Below are 14481 nucleotides of genomic sequence, written 5' to 3'. Positions count from 1 at the left end.
TGGGTGCGGTGACCCGGATCATCGCCGGCGCGGGCGGCGGAACAACGCTGGCCGCTGTCCCGGGGTCCCTGACCAGGCCCACCACCGACCGCGTCAAGGAAGCGCTCTTTTCCCGCCTTGACGCCTTCGACGTCGTCGCGGACTCCCGGGTGCTGGACCTTTATGCAGGCTCAGGTGCCCTTGGGGTGGAAAGCGGCAGCCGGGGCGCGCGGACCGTCGACCTGGTGGAATCCGACGCCAAAGCCAGTGCCGTGTGCCAGCGCAACGCCGACCTCATCAATGGCGTCCTGGGCCGCAAGGCCGTGACCGTGCACCGTTCCAGGGTCGAGCCCTTCCTGGACCGTGCCGCCCCGGACGCAGCCTGGGACCTGGTCTTCCTCGACCCGCCCTACCCGCTGGAGGACGGGCCGCTGTCCGCGGTGCTGCAGAAGCTGGCCGCCCACCTGGCCCCGGGCGCAGTGGTGGTGGTGGAACGCTCGTCCCGCTCCCCGGAACCGGGATGGCCGGAAGGGATGGCACGGTTTGCGGAGAAAAAGTACGGCGAAACCCGGTTGTGGTTCGCCGAACCGGCCGTGCCCGATGCGATTGCTCCCGATGACCTTGCCGATGCTCCGGGGCCGGACGCCGGGGGCCTAGCCTGAGAAGGGGTCCAGGTCCACTCCGGCGAGGACCCGGGCAGGATGGGGGCCACGGGCGGTAAGGTCAGCTGTCCAGGATTCCGGCCACGGGCCCTGCGTCCCCACGAGGATGATGTTGCCCGGGTACCTGCCCTCGAACATGCCGGCCTCCGCGAAGGCTGCCACGTCCGCCATGGCCCCGCGCATGGCCGCCACCTGGCTGCGGACCAGTGTGAGCGCCGCTTCGTCGCCCACATTGACGATCAGCAGGCCGTGGGGAGCCAGGCGCTCACGTGCCTCACGGTAGAACCCGCGTTCGGCAATGTGGGCGGGCGCGTCCGGGCCGGAGAAGATGTCCAGGATGACGACGTCGAACGGAGCGTCAGCGTGAAGCTCTCCGAGGGCTGCGCGCGCGTCACCGATGATCGTGGTCAGGTCGGTGCCCTTCGGCATGGGAAGGTGCCGGAGGACGAAGTCGAGCAGCTCGCGTTCCAATTCCACCGCGTATTGGACAGAGCCGGGTCGGGTGGCCTGGATGTACCGGGCGAGCGTCAGTGCACCGGCGCCGAGGTGGAGCGCCCTGATCGGCTCCCCGGGCGGGGACACGAAGTCCACGAGGTGCCCGATCCTTCGCAGGTACTCGTAGAAGATGTCTTCCGGCCGGTCAAGGTTGACGTGTGACTGTTCAGCGCCACCGATGCTAAGGACGTAGCCGCCATCGGTAAAGGCGTCGGGTTCGATAGTGGCGTGCTGGCCGGTGGTCCGCAGGAACCGGCTGGCCGGCAACCCGTTGGCGGCGGGCATCAGAGCCGGCCGCGCAGGGTGGCCAGCCGGGAGGCGGCTTCCTCCAGGACTTCCGTCTTCTTGCAGAAGGCAAACCGGAGGAGGCTTCGTGTCCGTTCGGCGCCCTCCGGATGGCAGAAGACAGGAACGGGGATGGCGGCGACCCCCACCAGCGCCGGCAGGCGCCTCGCCAGGTCCAGGGCGTCGGTGATGCCCAGCGGCGCGGTATCCACGTTGACGAAGTAGGTCCCCTGCGGCGTGAACACGTCAAAACCCGCGGCACGGAGCCCGGCGCTGAGGATGTCGCGCTTCTGCTGCAGGGTTGCGGCGATGCCCGTATAGAACGCGTCCGGCAGTGCCAGCCCCTTGGCGATCGCTGCCTGGAAGGGGGTGCCCGAGCTGTAGGTGAGGAACTGCTTCACCGTCCGGACGGCCGCCACCAGCTCTTCCGGTCCGCTCAGCCAGCCGACCTTCCATCCGGTCAGGGAGAAGGTCTTGCCGGCGGACGAGATGGTGAGGGTGCGGGCGGCGGCGCCGGGAAGGGTGGCCACGGGAGTGTGGGCCACGCCGAACGTAAGGTGCTCGTACACCTCGTCGGTGATGATGATGCTGCCGTGCCGGGCAGCGAGGTCAACCACGCGCTGCAGGATGGCCGGCGGGAACACGGCGCCGGTGGGATTGTGCGGGTTGTTCAGCAGGACTACTTTGGTCCGTTCAGTAAAGGCCGCTTCCAGGGCCGCCGGGTCCGGCATGAAGTCGGGGGCGGCGAGCGGCACGGTGGTATGGGACGCGCCGGAGAGCCCGATGACTGCGCCGTAGGAGTCGTAGAACGGTTCGAACGTCAGGACCTCGTCGCCCGGGCCGGTGAACGCCAGGAGTGAAGCCGCGATGGCCTCGGTGGCCCCCGTGGTGATGATGACACCGGCCGCAGGGTCCGGAGTGAGCCCGTAGAAGCGCTCCTGGTGTGCCGACACGGCTTCCCGGAGTTCGGGCAGGCCCTTGCCGGGCGCATACTGGTTGGCTCCGGCCGCGATCGCGGCCCGTGCGGCCTCACGGATTTCTGCCGGGCCGTCCTCATCCGGGAAGCCCTGTCCGAGGTTGATGGCGCCGGTCTGGACAGCCAGCGTGGTCATCTCTTCGAAGATGGTCACCCCCAGCCCGCCGTCGGGTGCCAGGAGGTTCGCTCCGAGCGCCGTTCGCTGCCAGGGAGCAGGTGCCAGGGGCGTGGAAAGTTCCCGTGGTGGATGCATCCAGTCATGGTATCCCGGCCTTTCGATGAGGTAGGTTCGGAGCATGAGACGCGCTGTGTGCCCCGGTTCCTTCGACCCCATCCACAACGGCCATCTCGAAGTCATTGCGCGGGCCGCCGGTCTTTTTGACGAGGTCATCGTCGCCATCTCCACCAACTACGCCAAGAAGTACATGTTCAGCCTCGAGGAGCGGCTGGAGATGGCGCGTGAAACCCTGGCATCGCTCAAGGGAATCGTGGTGGAACCGGTGGGAGAAGGGCTCCTGGCCGAGTACTGCCGCCAGCGCGGCGTGTCCGCCATCGTCAAGGGGCTCCGCTCGTCGTCCGACTTTGACTATGAACTGCCCATGGCCACCATGAACCGGCAGCTGAGCGGCGTTGAAACCGTCTTCCTTCCGGCGGAGGCAAGCTACCTGCACCTGTCCTCCACCCTCATCAAGGAGGTCGCGGTGCTTGGCGGCAGCGTGTCGGACTACGTCCCCCGGTCGGTGCACCGGCGCATGGCCACCGGCGAGCCTTCGCAGGATCAGCACCCAAGACGGTAGGCTGGATCGGTACTTCGGCGCTGCCTCGTGCCGGTTTGAGTCCCTGTGGCTCTTCGGGCTAAGATGGTACGTCGGTCATATGTTCAACAGGAGTTCTCATTAACAGAGATGCTGGTTCGCCCCTGGCGTTCGACGTCAAGGACCTCGGGCGCAGCCCGGGAAGCATGCGGACACTGAAGGAACATGTACCCGCACCGGGTGATCTTGGTGTGGCGCTCATTGGTGTTCAGGAAGGCTCGGATGTCGAGCTGGATCTGAGGCTGGAGGCCGTACACGAAGGAATTCTGGTATCAGGTACCGTGGTCGCCGAAGTAACCGGCGAATGCGGCCGATGCCTGGATCCCCTTGCGTATGACCTCGAGGTCAATGTGCAAGAACTTTTCTTCTACGAGGGCGCTGAGCTCTCGGACGGAGAAGAAGATGAAGAGCAACGTCGAGTCGAGCACGATGTAATCGATCTTGAACCGGTGTTGCGGGACGCGGTTGTCACCAATCTGCCGTTCCAGCCGGTGTGCCGGGAAGACTGCCAGGGCCTTTGCTCCGAATGCGGAGTACGCCTGGAAGACGAGCCGGGGCACCACCACGAGGTCCTGGATCCTCGCTGGGCTGCCCTAGCTGATATGGCTAAGCCTGACCGGCAAAATTGATTTGTACGTGTTTGTCTAGAGAGAAATGAGTTAGCCGTGGCTGTTCCCAAGCGGAAAATGTCTCGCTCGAATACCCGCGCCCGCCGCTCGCAGTGGAAGGCGACCGCCCCCCACCTGGTGAAGACCGTTGAGAACGGCCAGGTCACCTACAGCCTGCCGCACCAGGCAAAGGTCGTTACCGACTCTGCTGGCACCGCGCTGTTCCTTGAGTACAAGGGCCGCAAGGTCGCTGACGTCTAATCGGCCCCACAGGCTGACTGATGTCTTCAACTGAAGAGCTTCTGAAGCGTCTCGGTGTCTCTATTGACGCCGGGACGCTTCGTCTTGCGCTTACCCACCGCTCGTACGCGTACGAGAACGGCGGCATTCCCACCAACGAGCGCCTTGAATTCCTGGGCGACTCCATCCTGGGCTTCTCCGTCACCGATGCCTTGTACCGGGACAACCCGGATCTGCCTGAAGGTGAACTGGCTAAGCGGCGCTCCGCCGTCGTCAGTACGCGTGCCCTGGCGGGCATCGGCCGGAGCCTGGGCATTGGCGAGTACATCTACCTGGGCCAGGGCGAAAAGCTGACCCACGGGAAGAACAAGGCCTCGATCCTCGCCGACACCATGGAAGCCCTCATCGGGGCAACCTATGTGTCCAACGACATTGAAACCGCCCGCCAGCTGGTCATGCGGCTGATCGGACCGCTGCTGAAGGACGCCGCAGTCCTGGGCGCCGGCACCGACTGGAAGACCAGCATCCAGGAACTCGCGGCCAGCCGGCAGCTGGGCAGCATCCACTACGCGGTGGACGGCTCCGGACCTGACCATGCCCGCACCTTCACGGCCGTCCTCAACATCGGCGGCACGGCGTATGGCAGGGGCTCCGGCCACTCGAAGAAGGAAGCGGAACAGGAAGCGGCTGCGGACGCCTGGCGGGTCCTGACCGGGACCGCGGCCCAGGACGCCGCCAGCCCCTCCACGGGCTCCGTTGCCGCCAAGTAGCGCCCGTGCCTGAACTGCCCGAGGTCGAAGTGGTGCGCCGGGGCCTGGTCAACTGGGTCCGCGGGCGGACCATCACGTCCGTCGAGGTCCTTGATCCACGCTCGATCCGGCGCCACGCCCTTGGCACCGAAGACTTCATCGGCAACCTCCAGGGCGCCACCGTGGCCGACGTCGTGCGCCGGGGCAAATTCCTGTGGCTGCCGCTGCTGGACAACACGCAAGCCGGCCGCACCCCCGGCACCCCGCACGTGGCACTCATGGCCCATCTGGGCATGAGCGGCCAGCTGTTGATGCAGGACCCCGGGGTTCCCGACGAAAAGCACCTCAAAGTCCGGTTCCGGCTCAGCCCCCGGGAAGGCATGCCGGAGCAGCTGCGGTTCGTGGACCAGCGGATCTTTGGCGGCCTGTTCGTCACTGCCATGGTTCCCACGGATGACGGCGGTCCCGGCGGACTCGCCGAATCGCCGCTGCCCCTGATCGCGGAGGAAGCGGCACACATCGCGCGGGACCCCCTTGACCCGGCCTTCTCTTTCGACCTCTTCTACCAGCGCCTGCGCAAGCGGCGGACCGGTCTGAAGCGCGCGCTGCTGGACCAGGGCCTTGTCTCGGGGATCGGTAACATCTACGCGGACGAAGCCCTCTGGCGCGCCCGGCTGCACTACGCCCGCGCCACCGACACCCTGCGCCGCGGTGAGGCCCAGCGGGTCCTCGACAGCACGCGCGATGTCATGCTTGACGCCCTTGCAGCGGGTGGAACCAGCTTCGATTCCCTGTACGTCAACGTCAACGGTGCCTCCGGCTACTTCGACCGGTCCCTGAATGCCTACGGCCGCCAGGGTGAGCCCTGCCGGCGCTGTGCTGAAGCCGGCATCCACTCGGTCATCCGCAGGGAACAGTTCATGAACCGCTCGTCCCACACCTGCCCGGTGTGCCAGCCGCGGCCCCGCAACGGCCGCTGGTAGCGCCCTCCAGCCGGTAGGTCAGGGAGTGGGCCCGGCCAGCCCCGCCGGTTGGGTTACCCGGAACGGTAGTGGGCGGCCAGCCGGGCCAGTCCTTCGTCGATCGACACAGCAGGCGTCCAGTCCAGGAGCTGCCGGGTGCGGCGCTGGTCGAACCAGTGGGCCGTGGAGAGCTGCTCGGCAAGGAACCTGGTCATGGGCGGTTCGTCCTGCTTGCCCAGCCTGAGCCATGCCTTTTCCACGACGGTTCCCGCGAGCCGGGCAACCTTTCCCGGCACGGACCACGAGGGCGCGGGAACGCCGCCGGCCGCGCAGATTCCGGCGATCAGTTCGCCCACCGGCCGCGGTTCGCCGTTGGTGACAACCAGTGCCCGGCCGTGGATATGCTCCATCCGGTCCAACGCGGCAACGATTGCCGAGGCCGCGTTGTCCACGTACGTGGTGTCGATCAGGGCAGCGCCGGCGTCCAGCAGCGGAAGCCGGTTCCTGGCGGCGCGGGCCAGCACCCGCTCCACCAGCTGGGTGTCCCCGGGGCCCCACACCACGTGTGGCCGGACCGCCGCCACGCGGAAGTCCGGGGCATCCGCGGCCAGGGCCAGCAGTTCCGCCTCGGCCTTGGTCCGAGAATAGTTACCGTGGGCGTGTACCGGGTCAGCTGGCTCAGCATCCAATCCGGCGATGGCGGCGCCGGAGTTGGCCACCGAGGGGGAGGACACGAACACAACGTCCCGGACCCCGGCCCCGCGCGCGGCTTTAAGCAGGCCCCGCGTCCCCTGGACGTTCACCTCGTCGAATTCCGCGGCCCGGCCCGTGAAGGAGACTTTGGCAGCCAGGTGGATGACCGCCTCCGCGTCGCGGACGGCTTCGGCGACCGCGGCATTGTCGGAGAGGGAGCCGCAGCGGTCCACAGCGCCGACTACTCCCGAGGGACGCCGCTGGAGCGTGGTGACGGCGTGGCCCCTGCCCACCAGGAGTCCTGCGACTGCCCGGCCCAGCAGTCCGCTGGCGCCGGTGACCAGGACCCTCACGGAGTGCCCGCCCGGCCGCCGGCCAGCGTGGCGGAGGCCCACCGGGCCAGCCGTGCCCTGTCGATCTTCGCGTTGTGGCGGATATCGGTGGGCTGGGCGGGCACCACCAGGACAGCCGCGACGGCGACGCCCGCGGCACGGGCGGCGTCGCGCACCTGTCCTGCCAGCTGGGGGCCGGCAGGGCCGGCTTTGCGTGCCGGGGGAAGGGTCTCGACGACGGCGGCGACCGCCTGCGTGCCGGCCGGTCCCACCCCCACGATCCCGGCCATGCGCACCACGTCGAGGCGTTCGATCGCCTGCTCGGCGCCTACGGGGGTGACTACGGCACCTGGAGCGGTGATGACATGCCCAAGGCGGCCCTCCACCCACAGCCGCCCTTCGGCGTCGAAGTGTCCCACGTCGCCGGTGCGGTGCCACCCTGCCAGGCCGGCGCTGAGCTGTTCCGTCAGCCACAACCGGTCGTAGGCCTCTTTGACGTGCGGCGCGCTGACTAAAATTTCGCCGGTGACCCCGGCCCCGGTGACCGGCACCGTACCGGGCGCCGTGCCGTCCGGAGCGAGCGGAATGACCGCCGCGCGGGCGCCGTGGACGGGCTTGCCCACGCACACACCGTTGCCTGCTCCTGGCACGGTTCCGGCGGCGGCGTCCGCCGCAGCGGCCTGGATCTGCCCATAGCTGATGTCCGTGATGGGGAGGGCCTCGGTCATCCCGTAGGGGGTGTGCAGCGAAGCCGACGGCATCAGCAGCTGCACCTCTGCAAGGAGCCGCTCCGGAACCGGGGCCCCGGCGGAGAGGAGCAGCCCGATGCGCTCGAGTGCTGCTGCGCCGCCGGTGGTGAGGCCGGCCCGGGTGTCCACGACGTTCCGCAGCGCAGCCGGGGAGGCGAAGACCGCTGTTGCATCGATGGCTGCCGCCGCGTCCGCCAGGGCACGCGCGGTAAGGGTGCGTGGCGCAGTGACGTCCATGGCCGGTGTCACGGAGACCGTACCGAGTGCCGGGCCCAGCAGGGCGAAAGGCGCAAAGCCGGCCACCAGGCGGTGCCCGGGGTGGAGGCCGAAGGTTGCCGCCACGGTGTCCCGCATTGCGGCGAGTTGCCGGTGGCTGTACAGCACACCCTTGGCAGGCCCGGTGGACCCGGACGTGAAGAGGACCGCGGCGGGGGAGTCCGGATCCTTGCATTCTGTGGCACCTGCGCCGGCCGCATCGCCCTTCCCGGCAGCTGCACCGGCCCGGGACAGGGCTTCGAGGGAGGTCTCCACGCCCAGGAGTCTGCGGCGGGCGGCCGGCAGGTCCCGGACGCTGATCCGCCTGGCTGCCCATCCCAGGGCCCGGGCAGCAACAAGGGCCTTGTCGATGCCGATCAGGAAATCGGGGGTGGCGCCCTTGACCGCACGGCTCAGGCCGCGGGTGCCCAGGCCGGCGTCAGCCACCACCACCACCGCTCCCAGCCGCAGGCAGGCGTACAGGGCAACAGTGAGGTCCACCCCCGGCGGAACCATCAGGCTGACGCGGGTTCCCGGCCCTGCTCCCGCCGTCCGCAGACCTGCTGCGAGGCGGTCAACGTCCTCTTCCAGCTGCGTCCAGGTCAGGGAGCGGGCTATGGTCCCGTCGTCAGCCATTTCGACGACGGCCTGCTCACCTCTTGAGGCTCCGGCTGCCCGTTCACGAAGGTGCGCCCAAAGGGGCCGGAAGCCGGCAGCCGGGGATGCGCCCTGTCCGGCCTCCGGAGCCGTGGCCAGGGGCGGGGCGCCGGTGGCCTGGGCCGCACTCCCGAAATCTTCAACACTTCCTGTAACCTCCGCGGCCAGCCAGTCGAAAACAGCCGTGGCGATGTCCCGGTCCTCGGCCACCAGGTGTCCGGCGCCTTCGTAGCGGTGCACGGCGGCGTGCGGGAGCCGGGTGAGGAGGTCTTTCAGGTACCGGTCGGAGAAGATGGGGTCCCGCGGGCCCCAGAGCATCAGGGCAGGGACCGTAAGCCCGTGCAGCCCGTCCGCCACGGCGTTGAGTGCGGCAAAACTGGGGTGCGTGGCGTCCACCGGGATATCTGCCACGAAGTTGCCCACCCCGGTTCGGCGCGAAGCGTCGCGGTACGGCGCCATGTAGGCGCTCCTGACATCCGCCGGCAGCGGCGGGTGGGCCAATGAGTGCGTCACCCGGAGGAAGGCGTCCGACGTCGTGGTGCCCCACCGGTGCACCGCAGGATGCAGGGCAAGGCGGAGCGCCGGCGGGATGGCGGCACCGGCTGGCTGGTGGACGGCGGTGTTTGTCAGCACCACGCCCGCCAGCTGCTCCTGGTGCGCCAAAGCCCAGCCGAGGCTGATCACGCCGCCCCAGTCGTGGCCCACCGTGACCACGGGCCCGTCCAGGCCGAGCGCAGCGGTGAGGTCGCCCAGGTCGTTGATCCTGTCCGCGAGGCGCCGGAAGGTTCCGGTGCGCTCCGAAAAGCCCATGTCCAGCTGGTCCACCGCAACCACCCGCCAGGGATGGGCGGGATCGCATCCGGCGGCCAGCAGGGTCCGCCACAGGTAGGACCAGGTGGGGTTGCCGTGCACGCACAGCAGCGTCCCGGCCGGTGCCAGGCCCTGCCGGGCGAGGTTCGCCCCGTTGTCCAGCAGGTGCCAGCGGCGCACCGAGCCGGGGGCATCGGCAGGCGACGTGGAGGGTACATCGATCTCACGCGACCATTCGGCGGCAACGCCGGGCCAGTCGGCGATCACCAAACGATTTCCAGCATGGCAGTGTTCAGGCCGGAACCGACACCCATGCACAGGACGCGGTCCCCGGCCCCGAGGGACTGTGATTCGGCAGCGAGCGTCATGGGCAGCGACGCGGGTCCCACGTTGCCCCAGTGCGGGAAGGTGATGGGCACCTTCGCCGGGTCCAGGTCGATCGCATCGATGATGGCCTGCGTGTACGCATTGCTGACCTGGTGCGTGACGTAGCGGTCCATGGCCGTCCAGTTCCACTCGGGCTGGGCTTCATGCCAGGCATCCACCACCAGCTGCAGGCCGCCGTCGAGCAGTCCCTTCGTGTCGGTGTGCATGCCGTCGATGCCGCCCACGCACAGCTCATGGTGCTCGGTGCCGGCGCGCATCACGCCGCCCACCACCCGGTGTGCCCCCGGGTGCTCGTCGGCGGGTCCCAGGACGGCCGCGGCAGCACCGGACCCCAGTGTCAGGGTGGCAAATTCGCGGTTAAAGTCGTCGCGGGTGGTTTCAGGCCGCTGCAGCCGGGCCAGGGTGGCCTCCTGGGTCAGCTGGGCGTCCTCGCCATTGACGATAACGGCGTACCTGATCTGCCCGGAATCGATCATGTTGGCTGCCAGCGTCAGGGCGTTTACGAATCCCAGGCAGGCGTTGGCGAGGTCGAAGTTCATCGCCGACGACGGCAGGCCGAGGCCGTGGTGGATCTTGACCGCTACGGACGGTTCGAGGTTGCGCCGCGTCACCGAGGTGTTGATCAGCAGACCCACGTCCGACGCTTCAATGCCGGCCTCGGCCAGGGCCTTGGCGCCTGCTTCCACCGCGGCATCGTCGAATGACGTTCCGGCAGCCCACCAGCGGCGGTGCGTGATGCCCGCGACGCGTTCCAGCAGCCGCGGCGGAAACTTCAGCCGCTGCAGGGTTGACGCCAGCCGGCGGTCAAAATCGGTGGAGCTCACAATCCTGGGAGCTTCGACGCTGCTCACCGAGAGCAGCGCGGTGTTGCTGTGGCGGAAGGTTGCATTACCTGCCAATTCAAGCCCCTCTTCGTTTCCGTCCCGCATTCATGCGGTGACTGTACCCACTTAAACGCAGGCCCAAGAGCTTAACTATGCCTTTGCCACGCCGTAACCCGCATATCCAGGCGTCGCGCCGGAACCTGCTCCGGGCGCTGCTGCGGGGAAATGTCGGTCCTGCGCAGTAGATTGTAGTGAGCCGGATCCAGCAATGTGCCCAACCCGCTCCAGGAGACCAGAAAAGCCTTGCACCTCAAAAGCCTCACCGTCCGGGGGTTCAAGTCGTTTGCGTCTGCCACCACGTTCGACTTCGAACCCGGCGTCACCGCCGTCGTCGGTCCCAACGGATCCGGGAAGTCCAACGTCGTGGACGCCCTGGCCTGGGTCATGGGGGAGCAGGGGGCCAAGACCCTGCGCGGCGGCAAGATGGAGGATGTCATTTTTGCCGGGACGTCCGGGCGGCCCCCTTTGGGACGCGCCCACGTTTCGCTGACCATCGACAACACCGACGGCGCCCTTCCCATCGAGTACAGCGAAGTCACCATTTCCCGGACACTGTTCAGGAGCGGCGGCTCCGAGTATGCCATCAACGGCGCCGGCTGCAGGCTCCTCGACATCCAGGAACTCCTTTCCGACTCCGGGCTCGGCCGGGAAATGCACGTCATTGTGGGCCAGGGCCAGCTGGACCGGGTCCTGCACGCCACGCCGGAGGACCGCCGCGGCTTCATCGAGGAAGCCGCGGGGATCCTTAAGCACCGCCGGCGCAAGGAGCGGACGGTCCGGAAGCTGGAGGCGATGCAGGCCAACCTCCAGCGCCTCACCGACCTCACGGCGGAGATCCGCCGCCAGCTCACGCCCCTGGGCAAGCAGGCGGAGGTGGCCCGGCGCGCCCAGCGCGTCCAGTTTGACGTCCGGGATGCCCGCGCCCGCCTCCTGGCCGACGACCTTGTCCAGTTGCGTGACGCACTGGAGCAGGACGTGGCGGACGAAGCCGCGCTCAAGGCCCGGCGCGCCGCCGTCGAGCATGAACTCGAAGCGGGCCGCCGGCAGCAGGCCGCCCTGGAGCAGCTGGCAGCGGAGGCCACCCCCCGGCTCAACGCGGCCCGGGACACCTGGTACCGGCTCTCCACGGCCCGCGAGCGGCTGCGTTCCCTGGGCTCCCTGGCCAGCGAACGCAGCCGGTTGCTCGGCTCCGAGGATGCGGCGCCGCCCCCGGGCAGGGATCCCGAGCAGCTTGAACGCCAGGCGGCCAGGGTGCGGCAGGAACTGGCCGGGCTTGAGCAGGACATCCAGGCCAGGCGCGGCACGCTGGAAGCGGCCAGCGCCGCCAAGGCGGCAGCGGAACAGGCTGCCTCGGAGGAGGACAGGCGGCTCACGGCCCGGCTCCGTGCCGCGGCAGACCGGCGCGAAGGCATGGCACGGCTGGCCGGACAGGTCGGTGCGGCCAGATCCCGCGTGGAGTCTGCCCAGGCCGAACTGGGCCGGCTGCGCGAATCCCTCGCCGCGGGCGCGGACCGCCGCGCCCGTGCTCAGGCAGAGTTCACGGCCCTGGAAAACCAGGTCGCCGGGGTGGAGGAAGGGGAGGAATCCCTCGACGCCGACTACGAGGCCGCCAGCGAAGCCCTGGATGCGGTGCTTGCGGATATTGCCCGGCTCAAGGCAGCCGTCAATGAAGGGGTCCGGAAACGGGACGCCCTTGCAGCCCGCCTCGAAGCGCTGAAGCTCGGCCTGGACCGCAAGGACGGCGCCCGGCATGTGCTGGAGTCCGGACTGCCGGGGGTCCAGGGAAGCCTTGCAGCCGCGATCACCGTGCAGGGAGGGTACGAGGCCGCCATTGCCGCGGCGCTGGGGGAGGCGTCCGAGGCAGTCCTCGTGGATCCAGACGCGGCAGTAACAGTGCTGCGTCGGCTCAAGGATGACGACGCCGGGCGGGCGGCGCTGCTGCTCGCCGCACCGGCAGCGGGCCACGGGAGCGGCACTGGCCAGGCACAGCCGGCCGGCCGTGCGCCGTCGCCGGAAGACGCCCGGTTGCCGGACGTAGCCCTGCTGCCGAACGGGGCCCAATGGGCGGCCGACCTGGTGGACGGGCCTGAGGCGCACCTTCCGCTGGTCAGGCATCTGCTCTCCGGGACCGCCGTCGTCACGGGCATCGACGGCGCCGCAGAGCTTGTGGCCTCGCTGCCTGCGCTCCGGGCCGTCACCCGGGAAGGGGACGTTTTCACCGCACTGTCTGCCGCCGGCGGCTCGGCCAAGGCACCCTCGCTGCTGGAGGTGCAGGCGGCAGTGGACGACGCCGAACGCGGGCTTTCAGGGGTCACAGCGGACCTGGAGCGGAACAGGTTCGCCCTGGCCGCCGCCGAGGCCCGGCGTACGGACGCGCAGGAGGCAGCGGACGCCGCCCTGGACAGGCTGCATGAATCAGATGCCCGCCTCGCCGCCGTGGCGGAACGCCTTGGCCACCTCAACTCCGTCCTGCGCAGCGCCGTCGGTGAGAGTGAACGGCTGGAGGCGTCCCTGTCCCGGGCGGAACACAACGTAGCGTCGGAGGAGGAAGCGCTCGCCGCGGTCACCGCCCGGCTGGCGGCCGCACAGGAAGCCCCCGAGGAAGAGGAGCCCTCCACCGAACAGCGTGATGCCCTGGCCAAGGCGGCTTCCGCCGCCCGCACGGCCGAGGTGGAGGCGCGCCTGTCGCTGCGCAGCGCCGAAGAGCAGCAGGTGGCAACCAGGAACAGGGTGGCGTCCCTGGAACGCGCCGCCGCCACCGAGCGCCGGGCCCGGGAGGAAGCGGCGGAGCGGGCCCGCCGGCGTGCCATCCAGGCCCGCCGCGCGGCGGCCGTTTCCGCCGGTGTGGACGTGGCCCTGGGCTACGTGGACGTTTCCGTTGACCTTGCCCGGCACGAGCGGGACCTGGCCGAGGAAAACCGCGAACGGCGTGACCGCGGCCTGCGGCAGATCCGGGAAGCCAACGACGCCTTGGCCCGGGAACTGGCAGACCTTACGGACAACGTGCACCGGGATGAACTGGCGCGGACGCAGCAGCGGGCCAGGATAGAGGCGGTGGAAACCCGCGCCGTGGACGAACTCGGCATCAGCCCCGAAGCACTGGTCGACGAATTCGGGCCGCACGTACCGGTTCCCGTTCCCGTGGAGGAGTCCGGCGACAAATGGGCAGCCCTGCGCGCCCCCGTCGACGCCGACGGCCAGGACATCAGGGACGGAAAGCCCTACGTCCGGCAGGAACAGGAAAAGCGGCTGCGGAAGGCAGAACGGGACCTCGCCAGCCTGGGCAAAGTCAACCCGCTGGCTTTGGAGGAGTTTGCCGCGCTCGAGGAACGCCACCAGTTCCTGAGCACGCAGCTGGAGGACCTGAAAGCCAGCCGCCGGGACCTGCTGGACATCATCAAAGAGGTGGATGACCGGGTCCAGCGGGTCTTCGCCGAAGCATTCGAGGACACCCAGGCCCAGTTCATCCGGGTTTTTGAGCGGCTCTTTCCCGGTGGCGAGGGCCGCCTGGTCCTGACCGATCCTTCGGACATGCTGACCACCGGCATCGAAGTGGAAGCCCGTCCCGCAGGCAAAAAGATCAAGCGGCTGTCCCTGCTCTCCGGCGGCGAACGGTCCCTGACCGCGGTGGCGCTGCTGGTGGCGATCTTCAAGGCCCGGCCGTCGCCGTTCTACGTGATGGACGAGGTGGAGGCGGCCCTGGACGACACCAACCTGGGCCGGCTGATCACCATCTTTGAGGAGCTCAGGGAGTCCAGCCAGCTCATCGTGATCACCCACCAGAAGCGCACCATGGAAGTTGCGGACGCGCTCTACGGGGTCACCATGCGCGGCGACGGCGTCTCCACCGTGATCAGCCAGCGCCTGGGCGTGGAGGCGTAGCCAGCGCCCCTGCCCGCATCGGGGCAGGTCAGCTGCCTTGCGGCGGCCGGAAGCGGCGCAG

12 protein-coding genes are annotated in these 14481 nt (G+C 68.9%); 7 read left to right on the top strand and 5 right to left on the bottom strand.

From position 1 onward, the window contains the following. Positions 1 to 8: 8 nt before the first annotated feature. Positions 9 to 641: a 16S rRNA (guanine(966)-N(2))-methyltransferase RsmD gene (rsmD, locus tag PUN71_RS03045; protein ID WP_277797316.1), complete on the top strand. Its 633-nt coding sequence runs from the start codon at positions 9 to 11 to the stop codon at positions 639 to 641. Here rsmD and PUN71_RS03040 read toward each other — a convergent pair. Both PUN71_RS03040 and PUN71_RS03035 read right to left on the bottom strand, forming a co-directional pair. Beyond that, positions 633 to 1421: a spermidine synthase gene (locus PUN71_RS03040; RefSeq protein ID WP_277797315.1), complete on the bottom strand. Its 789-nt coding sequence runs from the start codon at positions 1419 to 1421 to the stop codon at positions 633 to 635. The genes rsmD and PUN71_RS03040 overlap by 9 nt on opposite strands. Beyond that, the gene (locus PUN71_RS03035; protein ID WP_205622263.1) at positions 1421 to 2650 is read right to left on the bottom strand and encodes an aminotransferase class I/II-fold pyridoxal phosphate-dependent enzyme; all 1230 of its coding nucleotides are present in this window, start codon (positions 2648 to 2650) and stop codon (positions 1421 to 1423) included. The genes PUN71_RS03040 and PUN71_RS03035 overlap by 1 nt, the downstream gene beginning before the upstream one ends. Positions 2651 to 2693: 43 nt before the next feature. On the opposite strand from PUN71_RS03035, the gene coaD reads away from it, so the two are divergent. The 5 genes from coaD (at position 2694) to mutM (ending at position 5792) form a co-directional block, all read left to right on the top strand. Continuing rightward, the gene (gene coaD / locus PUN71_RS03030) at positions 2694 to 3194 is read left to right on the top strand and encodes a pantetheine-phosphate adenylyltransferase (RefSeq protein WP_277797314.1); all 501 of its coding nucleotides are present in this window, start codon (positions 2694 to 2696) and stop codon (positions 3192 to 3194) included. A gap of 122 nt (positions 3195 to 3316) precedes the next feature. Continuing rightward, complete coding sequence (locus PUN71_RS03025) at positions 3317 to 3841, top strand: YceD family protein (RefSeq protein ID WP_082007076.1); 525 nt, start codon at positions 3317 to 3319, stop codon at positions 3839 to 3841. A 36-nt stretch (positions 3842 to 3877) separates the two neighbouring features. Then, complete coding sequence (gene rpmF / locus PUN71_RS03020) at positions 3878 to 4081, top strand: 50S ribosomal protein L32 (RefSeq protein WP_009356569.1); 204 nt, start codon at positions 3878 to 3880, stop codon at positions 4079 to 4081. Between the two features lie 20 nt (positions 4082 to 4101). Then, complete coding sequence (rnc, locus tag PUN71_RS03015; RefSeq protein ID WP_277797313.1) at positions 4102 to 4830, top strand: ribonuclease III; 729 nt, start codon at positions 4102 to 4104, stop codon at positions 4828 to 4830. A gap of 5 nt (positions 4831 to 4835) precedes the next feature. Beyond that, positions 4836 to 5792 (top strand): bifunctional DNA-formamidopyrimidine glycosylase/DNA-(apurinic or apyrimidinic site) lyase, encoded by a 957-nt coding sequence (gene mutM / locus PUN71_RS03010; RefSeq protein ID WP_277797312.1) that lies wholly within the window; start codon positions 4836 to 4838, stop codon positions 5790 to 5792. Positions 5793 to 5845: 53 nt separating this feature from the next. On the opposite strand, the gene PUN71_RS03005 is transcribed toward mutM, so the two are convergent. From PUN71_RS03005 to PUN71_RS02995, 3 genes are read right to left on the bottom strand one after another with little or no spacing between them, the layout of a single operon-like run. Next, positions 5846 to 6817 carry an NAD-dependent epimerase/dehydratase family protein gene (locus tag PUN71_RS03005; RefSeq protein ID WP_277797311.1) on the bottom strand — a complete coding sequence of 324 codons (972 nt, stop codon included), beginning with the start codon at positions 6815 to 6817 and terminating at the stop codon, positions 5846 to 5848. Continuing rightward, positions 6814 to 9537 carry an alpha/beta fold hydrolase gene (locus PUN71_RS03000; RefSeq protein WP_277797310.1) on the bottom strand — a complete coding sequence of 908 codons (2724 nt, stop codon included), beginning with the start codon at positions 9535 to 9537 and terminating at the stop codon, positions 6814 to 6816. Before PUN71_RS03000 ends, PUN71_RS03005 begins: the two co-directional genes overlap by 4 nt. Beyond that, positions 9531 to 10553 (bottom strand): 3-oxoacyl-ACP synthase III, encoded by a 1023-nt coding sequence (locus PUN71_RS02995; protein WP_205622262.1) that lies wholly within the window; start codon positions 10551 to 10553, stop codon positions 9531 to 9533. The genes PUN71_RS03000 and PUN71_RS02995 overlap by 7 nt, the downstream gene beginning before the upstream one ends. Before the next feature lie 228 nt (positions 10554 to 10781). Between PUN71_RS02995 and smc the strand changes: the two genes are divergently transcribed. Further along, positions 10782 to 14420, top strand: a complete 3639-nt coding sequence (gene smc, locus PUN71_RS02990; RefSeq protein WP_277797309.1) for a chromosome segregation protein SMC — start codon at positions 10782 to 10784, stop codon at positions 14418 to 14420. The last annotated feature ends 61 nt before the right edge of the window (positions 14421 to 14481 follow it).

It is taken from the genome of Arthrobacter sp. NQ7 (genome assembly GCF_029581595.2).
Lineage (GTDB): Bacteria > Actinomycetota > Actinomycetes > Actinomycetales > Micrococcaceae > Arthrobacter > Arthrobacter phenanthrenivorans_B.
This window is presented reverse-complemented; position numbering and strand designations above follow the sequence as displayed.